Source organism: Bdellovibrio sp. HCB2-146 (genome assembly GCF_047345725.1).
In the GTDB taxonomy this organism is placed as follows: domain Bacteria; phylum Bdellovibrionota; class Bdellovibrionia; order Bdellovibrionales; family Bdellovibrionaceae; genus Bdellovibrio.
The window spans coordinates 1122908-1136664 of sequence record NZ_JBLEQP010000002.1; the positions used below are offsets into that span (position 1 = coordinate 1122908).

Consider the following 13757-nt stretch of genomic DNA (forward strand, 5'->3'; position numbering starts at 1 on the left):
CCCATGGCATTACAAGTAGGAATCGTCGGACTACCGAACGTAGGTAAAAGTACTCTCTTCAACGCTCTGACATCAGCAAAAGCTGAAGCAGCGAACTACCCTTTCTGTACAATCGACCCGAACGTGGGCGTTGTGACAGTTCCAGATTTGCGTTTGGATAAAATCACTCAATTCATCAAGCCACAAAAAGTTATTCCAACAACAATGGAATTCGTGGATATCGCAGGTATCGTAAAAGGTGCTTCTCAGGGTGAAGGTCTTGGCAACCAATTCCTTTCACACATCCGTTCAACAGACGCGATCGTTCACGTGGTTCGTTGCTTTGACGATCCAAATATCATCCACGTTTCTGGTTCCGTAGATCCACTTCGCGATATCGAAGTGATCAACACAGAATTGCTTTTGGCTGATATGGATTCGGTTGATAAACGTTATGCTCGTCTAGAAAAAATGGCGAAATCAACTCAAGACAAAAAAATCAAAATGGATTTCGAAGTCACAAAGAAAGTAAAAGCTTCTTTGGATCAAGGTTTGCCAGCTCGTGCAGTAACTTTGGATGACTTGGAACTTCCGTTCCTTAAAGAAATGCATTTGTTAACTGCGAAACCTGTTCTTTACGCGATGAACGTCACAGATGCAGACTTCTCTAATGGTGGTAACGACTGGACAAAAACAGTTGAAGCGCACGCTGCAAAAGAAAATAACAAAACAATCTTGATCTGTTCTGCGATGGAAGCGGAAATCTCTTTGCTTCCACCTGAAGAACGCGTTGAGTTCTTGTCTGCAATGGGCGCAACTGAACCGGGTTTGAATCGTTTGATCCGTGAGGCTTATGCTTTGCTTGGTCTTTATACGTATTTTACAGCGGGTGAGAAAGAAGTGCGTGCGTGGACGATTCGCGCAGGCATGAAAGCTCCACAAGCAGCAGGTGTGATCCATACAGATTTCGAGCGCGGCTTTATCCGTGCTGAAACTTACCACTGTGAAGATTTGTTCAGCTACAAATCAGAGCAAGCTGTTAAGGACGCAGGTAAATACCGTGTCGAAGGTAAAGAGTACCTGGTTAAAGATGGCGACATCATGTTCTTCCGTTTCAATGTCTAACGAATAACATGCCGTGTATTTGAATTTAAAAAGGGGGATTTCAATCCCCCTTTTCTTTTTGTAGTTGTAGACTATTTCTCTCGAGATCAACTGAAGATCTTTGCTTTTAAGAGGAATTGTTTATGAATGAACTATTAACTCTCTCTGGAACTGAACTTGCTCGCAGAATAGCAGCAAAAGAAGTTTCTCCCCTGGAAGTTCTAGAAGCGCACATCTCGCGTATCGAACAAGTCAATCCGGATTTAAATGCGATGGTCGAAGACGACTTTGTTCGTGCTCGTAAAACCGCGCGTGAACAAACAGAGCGTTTGGCTCATTCTGTTTCGGATCTGCCTCCCCTCTTTGGTGTTCCGTTCACTGTGAAAGAAATGTTGGCGTATGCGGGAATGAAACGCACCGGCGGCAGCATTCATCATCGTCATGATGTGATGGATTGGGATGCTACGATATTAGCGCGCATGAAACATGCGGGTGCAATTCCGATGGGAACGACGAATGTTCCTGAATTAGGTTTTTGGTTTGAGACTTATAATCCTATCTATGGCCGTACCAACAATCCTTATGATGACAGTCGCACATGCGGTGGTTCCAGTGGTGGTGAAGGAGCTTTGATTGGGGCTGGTGCTTCGCCGTTTGGTTTGGGAAGTGATATCGGCGGGAGCATTCGTATTCCGGCATTTTTCTGTGGCGTGTTTGGGCACAAGCCCTCTCGCTATTGGTTGCCACTCACAGGTCACTTTCCTTATGGCCCTGGAGATTTTGCTAATACGTTGTTGAATGAGAAATATCCGTTTACTTCGGTGGGTCCTTTAAGTCGCCGTGCTGCTGATTTGTCTTTGTTAACGAAAATAATGGCAGGCGCGGATGAGCATGATCGCTCGACGTTGAAAAACATTCGCCACGGCGAAAAACCACTGCAGTGGGAAGGTCGTCGCGTTTTGATTTGTCCGAATCCTTCATTCCATGGTGCGCGCGGAACGGATGGTGAACTTTCACAGGTTGTTGTGAATTGTGGGAAGTTGTTTGAAGAATTAGGTGCTCACGTTGAAGAACTGGATTCTCGTTTCTTTGTGAAAGGAACGAAGATGTGGTTTGCCGCTCTTAAGAATTCAAAAACCAAGGACTTGCATGAGGCTTTGATGGGTCCAGAGAAAAATCTTTCGATCGGCAAAGAATTATTCAAGCTTGCGATGGGACGTCCTGATTACACTCTGCCAAATCTCATTGTCTCTTTATCTGAAATTTTAGGAATCGGTTCGAAAGACTTAACTGAAGAACTGACTGGCCTTGAACAGATGAAAAAAGATCTAGATGAAAAACTGGGCCCGGATGGCATTTTGATTTTGCCTCCGCACTCTCGAGTGGCTCCGAAGCATCGTGCCGTTTTGTGGTCGCCTTTTGATTTTATTTATACGGGCCTCTTTACGACTCTTGGCAATCCTGCGACTTCGGTACCGACGGGTTTGAATCCAGAGGGACTTCCGTTGGGAGTGCAAGTTGTAGCTCGGCACGGCATGGATCATTTGACCCTTGCGACGGCGGAATTTTTAGAATCAACATTTGGTGGCTGGGTGCCGCCTAGAAAATAGACTTTTATTTTTAAAGCACTCCTCTACAATGTGCTTAGTATGGCAAAAAACCCTAAGCACATTCTCATCACTGGAACGTCAACAGGCATTGGTTACAATGCTGCTGAAGCCCTGTGCGCTCGCGGTCACCATGTGTGGGCCGCTCTTCGTAAGCCTGAAATTTTGGATCGCTTGCAGGAAAAATATCCGCGCAATTTGCATGTCCTGAAAATGGACGTAACAGTTGAAAACGATATTATCGCTGCTTATCAGATGATTTCTGCGGAAGTTGGCGATGCTGAATTTATCCTGATCAACAACGCCGGTATTGCTGTCGGCGGCCCGCAAGAAGCATTACCACTGGATGAATGGCGCCGTGTCTTTGAAGTGAATGTTTTTGCCGTGATTAATGTGACAAAAATATTTTTGCCCCTGATTCGCAAGAGCAAAGGACGGGTTATTAATATCAGCTCGATCAGCGCGCATATGGCCTCTCCATTTTTGGGGCCTTATGTGGCATCGAAGTTTGCTTTGCGAGGGCTGACGGATTCCTTACGTCGCGAGGTTATCAACCTTGGCGTGAAGGTGATCTCGATTGAACCCGGCCCCATTCGCACTGAAATTTGGGCGAAGTCTTTACGTACGAGTGAAAGTCACGAAAAGAAACTGTCTCCGGAATTACAAAAAACATATGGGCCGCTGTTACGTGCGACCCAAATAACGGTTGAGAAAGCCGCCAAAGAAGCAGTTCCCGTTGAACTCGTTTCAAAAAAAATAATCTGCGCCGTCGAAGACCGCTGGCCCAACATTTCCTATCTGGTCGGAAAAGCCATCCACACTCAAGCTCTGTTGGTGAAAGTCCTCCCCGCTCGAATGGCCGACAAAATCATAAATCGCGGACTAAAAAAATCCGCCCCCGAAATCCCCTGGTAAGCCCTTGCACGTTTTCGGTTAGAAGAGGTATTGGAGGGTGAGGCCTAGTTTGGGGCTGGTGCCGTATTCGTAGATGATGTCTTCGAGGTCGCCTTCGGTGTTGCGCATGAGGGTGCTGCCAGCCTGGCTGGCTTCGAAATTTGGAAGACCGGTTTTGAGTTTTACGTCAGCGGCCACAACTTTGGCGACACCGAAGCTGATATCGAAGTTCCAGTTTCTTCCCCACATATAACCGTAAGAAATATAGGCTTCGATGATTCCGAGTGTGCTATTCATATCAACTGTGGATTCACGGCCCGCGGCGATTAAAAGATTTTTGAGGTTTGTGTAGTCTCGGCCTGTAGCTGCAAAAAGAATATCGTCGATTTCAGCTTTGCCTTGAGATTGTAAACCAAGATAAGCCATCGCAATTTTCCAACCCGTGTTACCGGTAAAGCGATACAATAAATCAGCCCGTAGCATATTGTTGTTTTCAAAAGCCGCCTTCACGACACCTTTGTAAGCCTCATTGCCAGCAATTTCTGCGGCGGCTGTACCGATAAGGTCGGCATAAGGTTCTGGAGTCAGACCATATTGAAATTGAAACTCCATCGGCTCCCCTTTAACCGAAAAACCACCACCAATAAAAACGGGAATGTCAGTTGAAACAATTGGGGCTAAGTTCCACCAACGTTCTTGAGGAGGTTCGGGAGCTTCAGTTAATGAGGGTTGCTCGGAGGACTTTGCGACCTCTTCGGCATGAGCTTTCGTGTTTTGAAAAATTACAGCCCCTGCGATAAGTAAGACCGCTAAGAAGAACTTCATATATCCTTTTTCGCCTCTCGGAAATCATCAAGCAAGATGTGAAAGCTCCACACTGTCAAAAATAAAAGAAGTGAGGGCAAAAGAAGTAAATAGGGAAAGCTTGAAAGACTTTTCCAGCCTTCGCGCATGAGAATGCCCCAACTGGTTTCCGGAGGGTGAATCCCCAAACCAATAAAGCTCATAAAGCTCTCATACAAAATGCTTGTAGGGATTTGTAACGCGACAAGGACTAGCAGTGAACTCATCACATGGGGGAAAATATGCCGAGTGATAATATGAGTTTTTGTGCCGCCGAGGGCGATGGCCGCCTCAATAAAAGATCTTCTTTTGGTTTCCATCACCAGTCCCCGCGTCACACGAGCCAGCGACATCCAGTGCGTAATCGAAATTCCGAAACACAAACTTAAAAGTGCCACGGTATGTGGATCATTGAGATGTAAAATACTTTGAAATGACAAGCAAAAGACCGAGACCAAAATAAAACTTGGGATCGCCATCAAAATATCACAAAAGCGCATCAGCACGCGATCAATCCACCCGTCCATCCATCCGGCAATGGATCCATAGACAAAACCGAGTGCAAAAGTCAGAAGTGCGCTGACAAGACCGATAAGAACGGAAACTCTCCCACCCATCAGAGTGCGCGCGAAAAGATCTCGTCCCAGAGAATCGGTTCCGAACCAATGCTGTGAGCTTGGCGCCTCCAGCACCGCATTCATATTTTGCTCATAGCCTTGTTCCCCTAAAATCCAAGGGCCAAAGAATATGGCAAACATTAAACCCGCAAGGAAGACGCGGGCGATCCAACGACTGAAGGACTTCATGGCGTGTCCTCCTTAAGGCGGGGATCAATATTTCGCTGAACAATTTCAATCAATGTGTTGAGACTTAAAAGCAAACATCCGTAGAACAAAGTAATACCGGCAATCACCGTATAGTCACGATCGTTGATCGCCTGAACAAATTCCGTTCCCAATCCTGGAATCGCAAACAAAATTTCTACTAAGAATGAACCCGACACCAGCGAGACAGTCAGAGGCCCCAGATAACTTAAAAAAGCCATCGAGGAATTTCTCAAGACATGTTTAACCAGCACTTCCCAAGATGTCAGTCCTTTTGCAATCGCCGTTCGAGCGTAGTCCTGCTGAATATTGGTGAGAAGGGAGGTCTGCAACAAACGCACAAGAGTCGCAAACGGCCGAATGCTCAACGTGAGTACCGGTAAAATGTAACTTGCCGGTGAATTTAAAAGTGCCACAGGTAAAAGATCAAAATAGAAAGCAAAAAGATAAATAAGAAACGGACCCCAGAACAAGCTCGGCAAAGACACAAAAACAATCAGCATCTGATTGATCAACTGTTCAAACCAGCCACCGCGGTATCTGACGACTAAAAGTGACATGCCTAATGAGCCCATCAACACAATAAATAAAGCCATCAGATTCAAACTTAACGTATTGGAGAGACCTTGCAGAATAATGCCAAAAACACTTTGATCGGGTCTGATCATGGAGTCTGTGAGATTGTGAATCCCCCAAGATTCACTCAAATTTTTTTGGACTGAGGGATCAAGTGTTCTTTCTAAATCGAAAGGACCGCCGGGCAAAAGGCGCAGCAATAAAAACAGCAACGTCGCTAGCACCGCTAACGACGTAATAAGCTCCAAAATTTTCTTCACTACAAAGCTAACGCTGCTATCTCTCAAATGTCGTCCCAGTTTTCCTTACCCTGAACTTCAGCTGTCATTTTCACAGGCACGGCATCAGCCAAATAAGGGAAAAGATCTGTTTTGTTGCCGTAAAGTTGTCCGTAAACGTAAGCATTGGAAACAACACGCTTCACATAGTTGCGTGTTTCAAGGAACGGAATGTGTTCGATAAACTCATCCGTCTCAAGACCACCAAAAGCCGTCAGCCAGTTTTTCACACGGTGAGGTCCCGCATTGTAACCTGCTGCCACAAGTGGAATGGTATTTTGGAATCTATCCATCAAACGCTTCAGGTAACGAGAACCAACTTTCACTGCCGTGTCAGGTTGTAAAAGCATCGGTGCGCTGAAATCTTTTTCATTTAACATCGCAGCGACTTTGTGACCTGTAAATGGCATGACTTGCATCAAACCAAGTGCACCCACTGGTGAAATCGCATCACGGCGATAATTTGTTTCAGCACGCATGATGCCCCAAACAAGTTCTGTCGGCACTGAGAACTGTTTAGAGTACTTGCTAACAGAATCAGAGTACGCCTGCGGATAAGCAAACTCCCACAGAGCTCTTCCGTTCGTCAAACCTTGATAACCACGTTGGCCACCGAATGTGATTTGCGCAATATAAGAAGAACGATTGTAGTGACCAGCCGTATTGTATTCACCCATCAAAGAGCGAAGATGATCGCGGTTGGATGTTTTTCTTTCGATATCATAAAGATCCCAACGAGCCCATTCGTTTTCACCAATAGACATCATCTCACGAGCGCGTTCGAAACGATTTGTCAGGATCGGGCTTGCAAATGTCGTTTGCTTCTCCCCGCCGGCCTCTGTCGCCTCGTCACCTTGTTGAGCCACGTCGACTGATTTCACATCAGGATTGTCGCTGGCTTCTGCTTCTTCTTCACCATTTTCATCATCAGCAGAATACTGAGTTAGGATTAAAGTATCCTCTGATTCCGCTTCATCGCCACCGTAGTCACTATCCAAAGCTGGCACCATAAATTCGCCGGCAGAAAAACGAGAGATAAAACGCGGAAGAGGTGCTGGCGTCGGTGTAGTTTGTGCCAGTTTTGAATCTTTTAAGACAAACTCCATTTTTTTCAAACGCGCTTGTGCTGCGATGGAGTAATAACCAAGAAGAGGATCTTTAGCGAGACCTTCCATCATCGTGCGCGCTGGAACAACTTTACCTTGGCGGAACAAACTCATCGCCATCCAATATGTCACGCGATCTTGCGGGAACGCCTTCCAAGCTTTAGGTGATTTACGTTTTTGCATTTGCAAATCACTAAAAGCTTTCAAAGCTCCTTGGTAATCGCCTTTAAGATATTTCAACCAAGCCAAGTGCCACTTTGCATCGCGATTCAAACCGGACGTGGGATAGGCCTTCATGAATTCTTGGAATCGACGAGTGGCGCCATCATAGTCTTGGAACTGGTAGCTTAAAAATGCCGATTGATACAAAGCCGATCTTGCCGTTTTTGAACGTGGTGCCAATTTATAAGCAGAGTAGTAAGAACCCACGGCCAACTGCACTTCACCCGCACGTGCGGCCGCCGATGCAAACAAGATCAGGAAATCGAAATTTCTTTTATTCGCTTCATAGTAAGGTTTTAAAATCTCGACTGCTTTTTGAACTTCACCTTCTTGCGCATAGAATTGCGCCTGAAGTTTATCGGCTAGAAATTTGTCATCTTTGGCAAACTTCTCTTTCATCATATTGATTTCGCCTTGAGCTTTTTGATCCAGCCCCGCCCACAGTAGATAACGAACGCGCGTGCGGAAATCTTCAGGAGTGACTTTGCAATCTGTCGGCTTACCTTCAAATTCATTGGCAGCCAAATCCACTCCCCAGTCTTTTACTTTGGAATAAGCTGGATAGCGCTCATAAAGTTTCGTGAGCCACTTACACATTTGGGCATGATGACCCAAACCTTTTTCTGCCACGGCGAGATTGTAAACGACGTCAGGATGATCTTCGGTATTGCGTGTGCGCTTTTCCAATTTCTGGAATTGCACCGCTGCCGCTTTATAGTTTTTCTTTTCCAGAGCAATTTGACCTAATAGATTGGAAGCCTCGATGCTCATTTTAACGTTGGGAGAAAGATCCAATACGCGCACGAGTTCTTTTTCGGCTTCATCAAACTTTTTCGTTTTCATGCAGGATTGCGCAAGATAGAAACGACCGTATTCTTCGAGTGAAGATTTGTTTTTTAAAAGATCTTCAAAAGAAGTGATCGCTTGATCGTATTGAGAAGCTTTGTATTGATCGAGTGCTTTTTTGAAAGATTCCAAACTCGGATTTTTTTCGGACGCCGCGGGCGCCTGAGCAAATGCCATTGAAGCTGTTAGCAAAGATAATAAAATTGCGTTTACAGAAGCGCGTCCTCTTGCCACTGTGTCCACTCCCTCTTGAGTTCAGTTCTTGAATCCCCGTCCTAATAATGATACCGAATATCTATGGCAAAATCGAAGACGAAAACGATCTATACCTGTCAAAATTGTGGAGCCCAAAGACCAAAGTGGGAAGGAAAATGCTCTGACTGCGGCGCGTGGAATTCCTACGTCGAAGAATTGCAGCAAGAAGAACCAAAAACTCGAGGTTGGTCGACGGGAACAAATGAAAAAGGCGTGGCGAGCATGAAGCCCGTCAGCCTAGACCAACGCCTAGAAGAAATTCAATTGGATCGCTTTGATACGTCGTTCGAAGAATTGAACCGTGTTTTGGGTGGCGGTTTAGCGCGTGGAAGTTTTGTTTTATTAGGCGGTTCACCGGGAATTGGTAAGTCAACTTTGTTGCTGCAAATGGCTGGTGGTTTAGCCCAAGATAAGCGCCGCGTTTTATATATCTCAGGCGAGGAAAGCATTTCGCAAACAGGCTCTCGCGCTCACCGCTTGGGAATTCGCTCTCCACTGATTGAGATCGGTGCCGAATCGAACCTCACTAGCATCATGGAACTGGCGCGCTTTAAAAAACCTGATGTTTTAGTCGTCGACTCGATTCAAACAATGTATTTGCCTGATTTACAGGCAGCTCCTGGTTCCGTTTCGCAGGTTCGTGAATGTGCGGGGCATTTAATGGGCCTTGCCAAACAAGATAACATCGCCGTGATTTTAATTGGTCACGTTACCAAAGACGGTACGATCGCGGGCCCTAAAGTTCTTGAGCACATGGTAGACTGTGTTCTTTCATTTGATGGTGACACGAACTACAACTTCCGCTTGCTGCGTGCTTTGAAAAATCGTTTTGGTGCGGCTCACGAACTCGGTGTTTTTCAGATGAACTCTAAAGGTCTGGAGGAAGTTTCCAACCCTTCCGAATTATTTTTAGAAGAGCGTGGTGATCAACTGATCGGATCTGCAGTGTTCGCATCAATGGAAGGAACAAGGCCGTTACTCTGTGAAGTTCAAGCACTGACTCTTTCAAGCCCGATGGCGATGCCTCGTCGCACAGCTTTGGGTATTGATGTGAATCGCCTGCATCTTTTGACGGCGGTTCTGGATCGACACTTGGATGTGCGTCTTGCCCATAACGATATCTTTATTAACGTGGTAGGCGGATTAAAACTCGTCGAACCTGCAGCAGACTTGGCGGTCGCTGCCGCCATTCTTTCCACCGAAGGTCGTAAAGACCTGGACGCAAAAACCTGCTTTTTTGGGGAAATTGGCCTCACTGGAGAAGTCCGCGGAGTTTCCTTCGTCGAGAGTCGCCTGAAAGAGGCCGACAAACTAGGCTTCACTCATTTTGTTATTCCTTTTTCTAACAAACGGCACATGGCTGATGTTAAGCTTTCTACAGATAAGAAAGTTACTTTTATTAAGAACGTTCGTGAACTGAGTCGTCTTATTTAAGGAGAATGGGAATGAATCCACTCGATGCTATTGCGAAGGAAAATTATAAACCAGGTGATTTTATTTTCTTCGAAGGAGATATCGAAAGCCATTTTTACATTGTCGAAACTGGCGTTGTGCAAATCTTTACTAAAGATAAAGAAGGCCAACGTGTGAATCTTTGCAAAATCGTCGATGGTGAATCTTTCGGTGAATTTGCTTTGCTCGATCAAAAACCCCGCTCTGCTTCGGCTCAAGCCATCACGGATGTCACATTGGTGCGTGTTTCTGAGGAAGGTTTTCAACAACTCTTGGATGAACTCCCTGGCTGGGCTAATTCGATGATGCTTTCATTCGTAGATCGTCTAAAAAATATGACGAACCTACTCAAAGACTCAGATCAATTCGTAAAACGCTAGCTTTTGCTAGCGTTCACTTTTCTTTGGGTATTTTAGGAAAATTTCTCTTTGTAAATCCATCATTAAACTGAGCAAGCGATTTTCCAGGCCTTGATCGACATTGAGGAACTGCATCCCTGCTCCGACAATCGTTAGGCCTTCGTGCTGTCTTTCCATTGCGTGGCGAACTTCTAATTCACAATCGATCGCGCGACGAATTCCAAGTTTTAATGAGCCGCGAACTTGATCTCCGGTTTTCAGAGTAATACCCGTTGTTGCAAATTCAATTTTCACTCCGCCGGCACTCACGTCGCGAACTTTGGCTTCGACGAAATAATTTCTGCCAGAAACTGAATGTAAACTGAATGTCGCCGGATAACCTGATGGGATATCCACGCGCGCACTTGCTCGGCGTTGGAGTTGAAAAAGATCACCATCCAGACTTAGAATCGCCCACCCTGTTGAAAAGGTCAGTTCCGTTTGAAAAAAGTAGCGCTCGCTTTTAAACGAAAAATTTGCCAGCACCTTTTGTGGTTTCGTATGTGCCTTGGAGTCTGCGGTGTGATGACAAAAGAGCTGTTCGTCTTTTTCACATTGCACGGCGATGAGGTGAAATATCGTATCGTCTTCACCCTTAAGCGCCACTTGAATCTTGTCGTCAGCGATTTCACGAAAGAGCATTTTCTTTTCTGAGACGCCTACTTTTTTAAAAATGACTTGCGCCGACATTAGACTCTCTCCAAAGCTTTTTCCCAGCGAACATGACGAGCCTTACGATCTTTCGGGCTCATCTTCACTTTAAATTCTTTATCTACTTTTAGAATTCGACGAAGTTCTTTTTGATCTTTCCAGATTCCCACGCCCAAGCCTGCCATAAAGGCCGCACCCAGCGCTGTGGTTTCCAGATTGGAAGGACGAACCACGCCGACGCCCAAATAGTCGGCTTGCATTTGCATCAGCAAATCGTTCGCAGCCGCACCACCATCGACTTTGATATCTTTTAATTTCTTACCTAAATCTTTTTGCATCGTCAGAAGAACATCGACATTTTGTAAAGCCATGGCTTCCAGAGTTGCACGCGCAATATGTGCTTTCGTTGTTCCGCGAGTCAGACCACAGATCAAACCGCGCGCGTCCGGTCTCCAGTGAGGAGCACCAAGACCTGTCAGTGCCGGAATGAATTCCACACCTTCCGTATCATTCACGGTTTTTGCCAACGCTTCAACTTCAGATGATTGTTCGAAAAGACCCAAGCCATCACGCAACCATTGGACAGCGGCGCCGCAAACGAAAGCACCGCCTTCGAGAGCGTAGATTGTTTCTTGGTTTTTCAATCTCCATGCAACCGTCGTGAGAAGTTTATTTTTTGATTTCACGGCTTTTTTGCCCGTATTCAAAAGCAAGAAGCTTCCCGTTCCGAAAGTACATTTTGATTCGCCGACTTCAAAACATGTCTGGCCAAACAAAGCCGACTGCTGATCACCAATCATTCCCGTGATTGGGATTCCATCTGGCAAAAATCCAAGACCCATTGTGGTGCCAAAATCGGCATTGCTTGGGCAGATCTCTGGCAAAACTTCTTCGGGAACCGAGAACATTTTCATCAGTTCTTCGTCCCACCAGCCCGTGTGAATATTCATAAGCATCGTGCGTGACGCATTTGAAACATCCGTTTTGTGTGATTGCCCTGCTGTGAGTTTCCACAAAAGGAAACTATCAACAGTTCCAGCTAGAGCATCACCTGCTTTTGCTTTTTGCATCGCACCCGGAACGTTTTTAAGAATCCACTGAATTTTCGTCGCAGAAAAATAAGGATCCAAAACCAAACCAGTTTTCGCCGTGATGATCTTTTCTTTTTTGGCTTTCTTCAATTTCTCGCAGAGATCTTGCGTGCGACGACATTGCCAAACGATGGCATTGTACAAGGCTTTGCCGGTTTTTTGATTCCACAGCATCACAGTTTCACGTTGGTTGGTGATGCCGATGGTGCGAATCTGACCGCCTTTAATTCCAGCTTTCTCCATTGCTAAACGCATTGATCTTTGCGTTGAGTACCAAATGTCCTCAGGATCGTGTTCCACCCAACCTGGTTTTGGGAAAATTTGCTTGAAGGATTCGCGGGCCTCTGCGACAAGACCTCCGGCTTGATTGATTATGCAGGTACGAGAGCTCGTTGTCCCCTGATCAATCGCCATGATAAAACTAGACATCAACTACCTCCAAAAACAATGGAAACTACTACTTAGATCATGAAGAATTTCTTGAAGAAACCCAACGAAAAAATTTTCGGATTAAAGGAACTCGATCGAGATACTTTGATCTTTCGGGTTCTTCCAAGATTTTTGCTCGAGATTCTTCGTAAATACTTCCGTTTGGAGGTCACAGGGGTCGAAAATATCCCGCGCCGTGGCCCCGTCATTTTAGCTCCCAATCATTCTGGCTATTCTGGATTCGATGCCTTCTTGTTAGGCCATATTGTGCAACAGGAAGCCAAACGTGTTCCCCGTGTTTTGACCCATCATTTTTGGTTTCTCACTGAAACAACAGCGATTCCCGCTACCAAAATGGGTTTTACTGAGGCGACTTACGAAAATGGTTTGAACGCTCTTAAAAAAGGAAATGCTATTGTGCTTTTCCCCGAGGGGGAACAAGGAAATTTCAAGCCAACTTCGGAGCGATATCAGCTGCAAGAATTCAAACGCGGATTCGTGCGCATGGCATTGGAAGCACAATGCCCGATTGTCCCCGTGGTGATCTTGGGTGCGGAAGAAACGCATATTAATCTAAAAAAATTAAAATTCACGAAATTCTTGCGCGGATCGGTGATTCCGTTGCCTTTGAATATCTTGCCGTTACCAGCAAAGTGGCGGATTCGTTTTTTACCCCCAATCACCTTGCCCTATAAGCCCAACAAAGTTGATGATTCAGAATTAGTGCATGAGATTGCGCAAGACATGCAGGAAAAATTGCAACAAGCCATTGAAGAAGCTCTTCACGATCGTGGAAATCCGTTTATTTAATTGTTACTAGCTAGCTTTTGAGTAAGGCAGCAGTCCACGAATCTGGCGAAGTTCGCGGCGAAGTGCGAGCATATCCTCTGTCGACATGCCGTCGTTGACGACATCAAGAGTTTTACCCGTCTCCATATTTTCTTGCTTCACGAAGGTCACACCATGAATCGTCAGTACCGGGAATGCGCCGGTGTAATTCATGATGGCGTAAGGTTTTTCCGTCGCCACCAAAGACTCGACCAAAGCCGAGAGTTCGGATTCATTTTCCAGAATCCTCGGGTCCTCGGGGCTTGTGAGATCAAAGAAAAGAATTTCACCCTTTCTTGGAGTGTATGCTTTCTTTAAATTTTCACAAAGCGATTGAAGCTTTTGTGGAGTCAGTTGCGCCATATCTTTCTTAT

Annotated in this window: 13 protein-coding genes; 6 read left to right on the plus strand and 7 right to left on the minus strand. The window is 45.6% G+C overall.

Translation table 11 applies throughout. The features are described from left to right. Positions 1-3: 3 nt before the first annotated feature. The 3 genes from ychF to ACLWOR_RS16325 all read left to right on the plus strand — a co-directional run bounded on the left by ychF (position 4) and on the right by ACLWOR_RS16325 (position 3605). Positions 4-1104 (plus strand): redox-regulated ATPase YchF, encoded by a 1101-nt coding sequence (ychF, locus tag ACLWOR_RS16315; RefSeq protein WP_413941862.1) that lies wholly within the window; start codon positions 4-6, stop codon positions 1102-1104. A gap of 122 nt (positions 1105-1226) precedes the next feature. Then, a complete protein-coding gene (locus ACLWOR_RS16320; RefSeq protein ID WP_413941863.1) occupies positions 1227-2693 on the plus strand; it encodes an amidase in 1467 nt (488 codons plus the stop codon). A 39-nt stretch (positions 2694-2732) separates the two neighbouring features. After that, complete coding sequence (locus tag ACLWOR_RS16325; RefSeq protein ID WP_413941864.1) at positions 2733-3605, plus strand: SDR family oxidoreductase; 873 nt, start codon at positions 2733-2735, stop codon at positions 3603-3605. Between the two features lie 18 nt (positions 3606-3623). On the opposite strand, the gene ACLWOR_RS16330 is transcribed toward ACLWOR_RS16325, so the two are convergent. From ACLWOR_RS16330 to ACLWOR_RS16345, 4 genes are read right to left on the minus strand one after another with little or no spacing between them, the layout of a single operon-like run. Continuing rightward, positions 3624-4409, minus strand: a complete 786-nt coding sequence (locus tag ACLWOR_RS16330; protein WP_413941865.1) for a hypothetical protein — start codon at positions 4407-4409, stop codon at positions 3624-3626. Further along, positions 4406-5233 (minus strand): ABC transporter permease, encoded by an 828-nt coding sequence (locus ACLWOR_RS16335; RefSeq protein WP_413941866.1) that lies wholly within the window; start codon positions 5231-5233, stop codon positions 4406-4408. The genes ACLWOR_RS16330 and ACLWOR_RS16335 overlap by 4 nt, the downstream gene beginning before the upstream one ends. Next, the gene (locus tag ACLWOR_RS16340; RefSeq protein WP_413941867.1) at positions 5230-6087 is read right to left on the minus strand and encodes an ABC transporter permease; all 858 of its coding nucleotides are present in this window, start codon (positions 6085-6087) and stop codon (positions 5230-5232) included. Before ACLWOR_RS16340 ends, ACLWOR_RS16335 begins: the two co-directional genes overlap by 4 nt. 23 nt (positions 6088-6110) lie before the next feature. Continuing rightward, positions 6111-8513: a transglycosylase SLT domain-containing protein gene (locus ACLWOR_RS16345; protein ID WP_413941868.1), complete on the minus strand. Its 2403-nt coding sequence runs from the start codon at positions 8511-8513 to the stop codon at positions 6111-6113. Positions 8514-8576: 63 nt separating this feature from the next. Here ACLWOR_RS16345 and radA point away from each other — a divergent pair, with 63 nt between their 5' ends. Together radA and ACLWOR_RS16355 are read left to right on the plus strand one after the other, a co-directional pair. After that, the gene (gene radA / locus ACLWOR_RS16350; RefSeq protein ID WP_413941869.1) at positions 8577-9968 is read left to right on the plus strand and encodes a DNA repair protein RadA; all 1392 of its coding nucleotides are present in this window, start codon (positions 8577-8579) and stop codon (positions 9966-9968) included. A gap of 11 nt (positions 9969-9979) precedes the next feature. Continuing rightward, positions 9980-10366: a Crp/Fnr family transcriptional regulator gene (locus ACLWOR_RS16355; protein ID WP_413941870.1), complete on the plus strand. Its 387-nt coding sequence runs from the start codon at positions 9980-9982 to the stop codon at positions 10364-10366. 6 nt (positions 10367-10372) lie between these two features. Here the strand turns inward: ACLWOR_RS16355 and ACLWOR_RS16360 are convergent, their stop codons facing one another. Together ACLWOR_RS16360 and glpK are read right to left on the minus strand one after the other, a co-directional pair. Beyond that, positions 10373-11074 (minus strand): flagellar brake protein, encoded by a 702-nt coding sequence (locus ACLWOR_RS16360; RefSeq protein ID WP_413941871.1) that lies wholly within the window; start codon positions 11072-11074, stop codon positions 10373-10375. Next, positions 11074-12555 carry a glycerol kinase GlpK gene (gene glpK / locus ACLWOR_RS16365; RefSeq protein WP_413941872.1) on the minus strand — a complete coding sequence of 494 codons (1482 nt, stop codon included), beginning with the start codon at positions 12553-12555 and terminating at the stop codon, positions 11074-11076. Before glpK ends, ACLWOR_RS16360 begins: the two co-directional genes overlap by 1 nt. 39 nt (positions 12556-12594) lie before the next feature. Between glpK and ACLWOR_RS16370 the strand changes: the two genes are divergently transcribed. After that, positions 12595-13365: a lysophospholipid acyltransferase family protein gene (locus tag ACLWOR_RS16370; RefSeq protein ID WP_413941873.1), complete on the plus strand. Its 771-nt coding sequence runs from the start codon at positions 12595-12597 to the stop codon at positions 13363-13365. Between the two features lie 6 nt (positions 13366-13371). Here the strand turns inward: ACLWOR_RS16370 and ACLWOR_RS16375 are convergent, their stop codons facing one another. Further along, positions 13372-13746, minus strand: a complete 375-nt coding sequence (locus tag ACLWOR_RS16375) for a hypothetical protein (protein WP_413941874.1) — start codon at positions 13744-13746, stop codon at positions 13372-13374. Between the last annotated feature and the right edge of the window lie 11 nt (positions 13747-13757).

Excerpts from the sequence above, each read along its gene's own strand:
- ychF (WP_413941862.1), top strand. The coding sequence starts at position 4 with ATGGCATTACAAGTAGGAATCGTCGGACTACCGAACGTAGGTAAAAGT.
- ACLWOR_RS16320 (WP_413941863.1), top strand. The coding sequence starts at position 1,227 with ATGAATGAACTATTAACTCTCTCTGGAACTGAACTTGCTCGCAGAATA.
- ACLWOR_RS16325 (WP_413941864.1), top strand. The coding sequence starts at position 2,733 with ATGGCAAAAAACCCTAAGCACATTCTCATCACTGGAACGTCAACAGGC.
- ACLWOR_RS16330 (WP_413941865.1), bottom strand. The coding sequence starts at position 4,409 with ATGAAGTTCTTCTTAGCGGTCTTACTTATCGCAGGGGCTGTAATTTTT.
- ACLWOR_RS16335 (WP_413941866.1), bottom strand. The coding sequence starts at position 5,233 with ATGAAGTCCTTCAGTCGTTGGATCGCCCGCGTCTTCCTTGCGGGTTTA.
- radA (WP_413941869.1), top strand. The coding sequence starts at position 8,577 with ATGGCAAAATCGAAGACGAAAACGATCTATACCTGTCAAAATTGTGGA.
- ACLWOR_RS16355 (WP_413941870.1), top strand. The coding sequence starts at position 9,980 with ATGAATCCACTCGATGCTATTGCGAAGGAAAATTATAAACCAGGTGAT.
- ACLWOR_RS16360 (WP_413941871.1), bottom strand. The coding sequence starts at position 11,074 with ATGTCGGCGCAAGTCATTTTTAAAAAAGTAGGCGTCTCAGAAAAGAAA.
- glpK (WP_413941872.1), bottom strand. The coding sequence starts at position 12,555 with ATGTCTAGTTTTATCATGGCGATTGATCAGGGGACAACGAGCTCTCGT.
- ACLWOR_RS16370 (WP_413941873.1), top strand. The coding sequence starts at position 12,595 with ATGAAGAATTTCTTGAAGAAACCCAACGAAAAAATTTTCGGATTAAAG.
- ACLWOR_RS16375 (WP_413941874.1), bottom strand. The coding sequence starts at position 13,746 with ATGGCGCAACTGACTCCACAAAAGCTTCAATCGCTTTGTGAAAATTTA.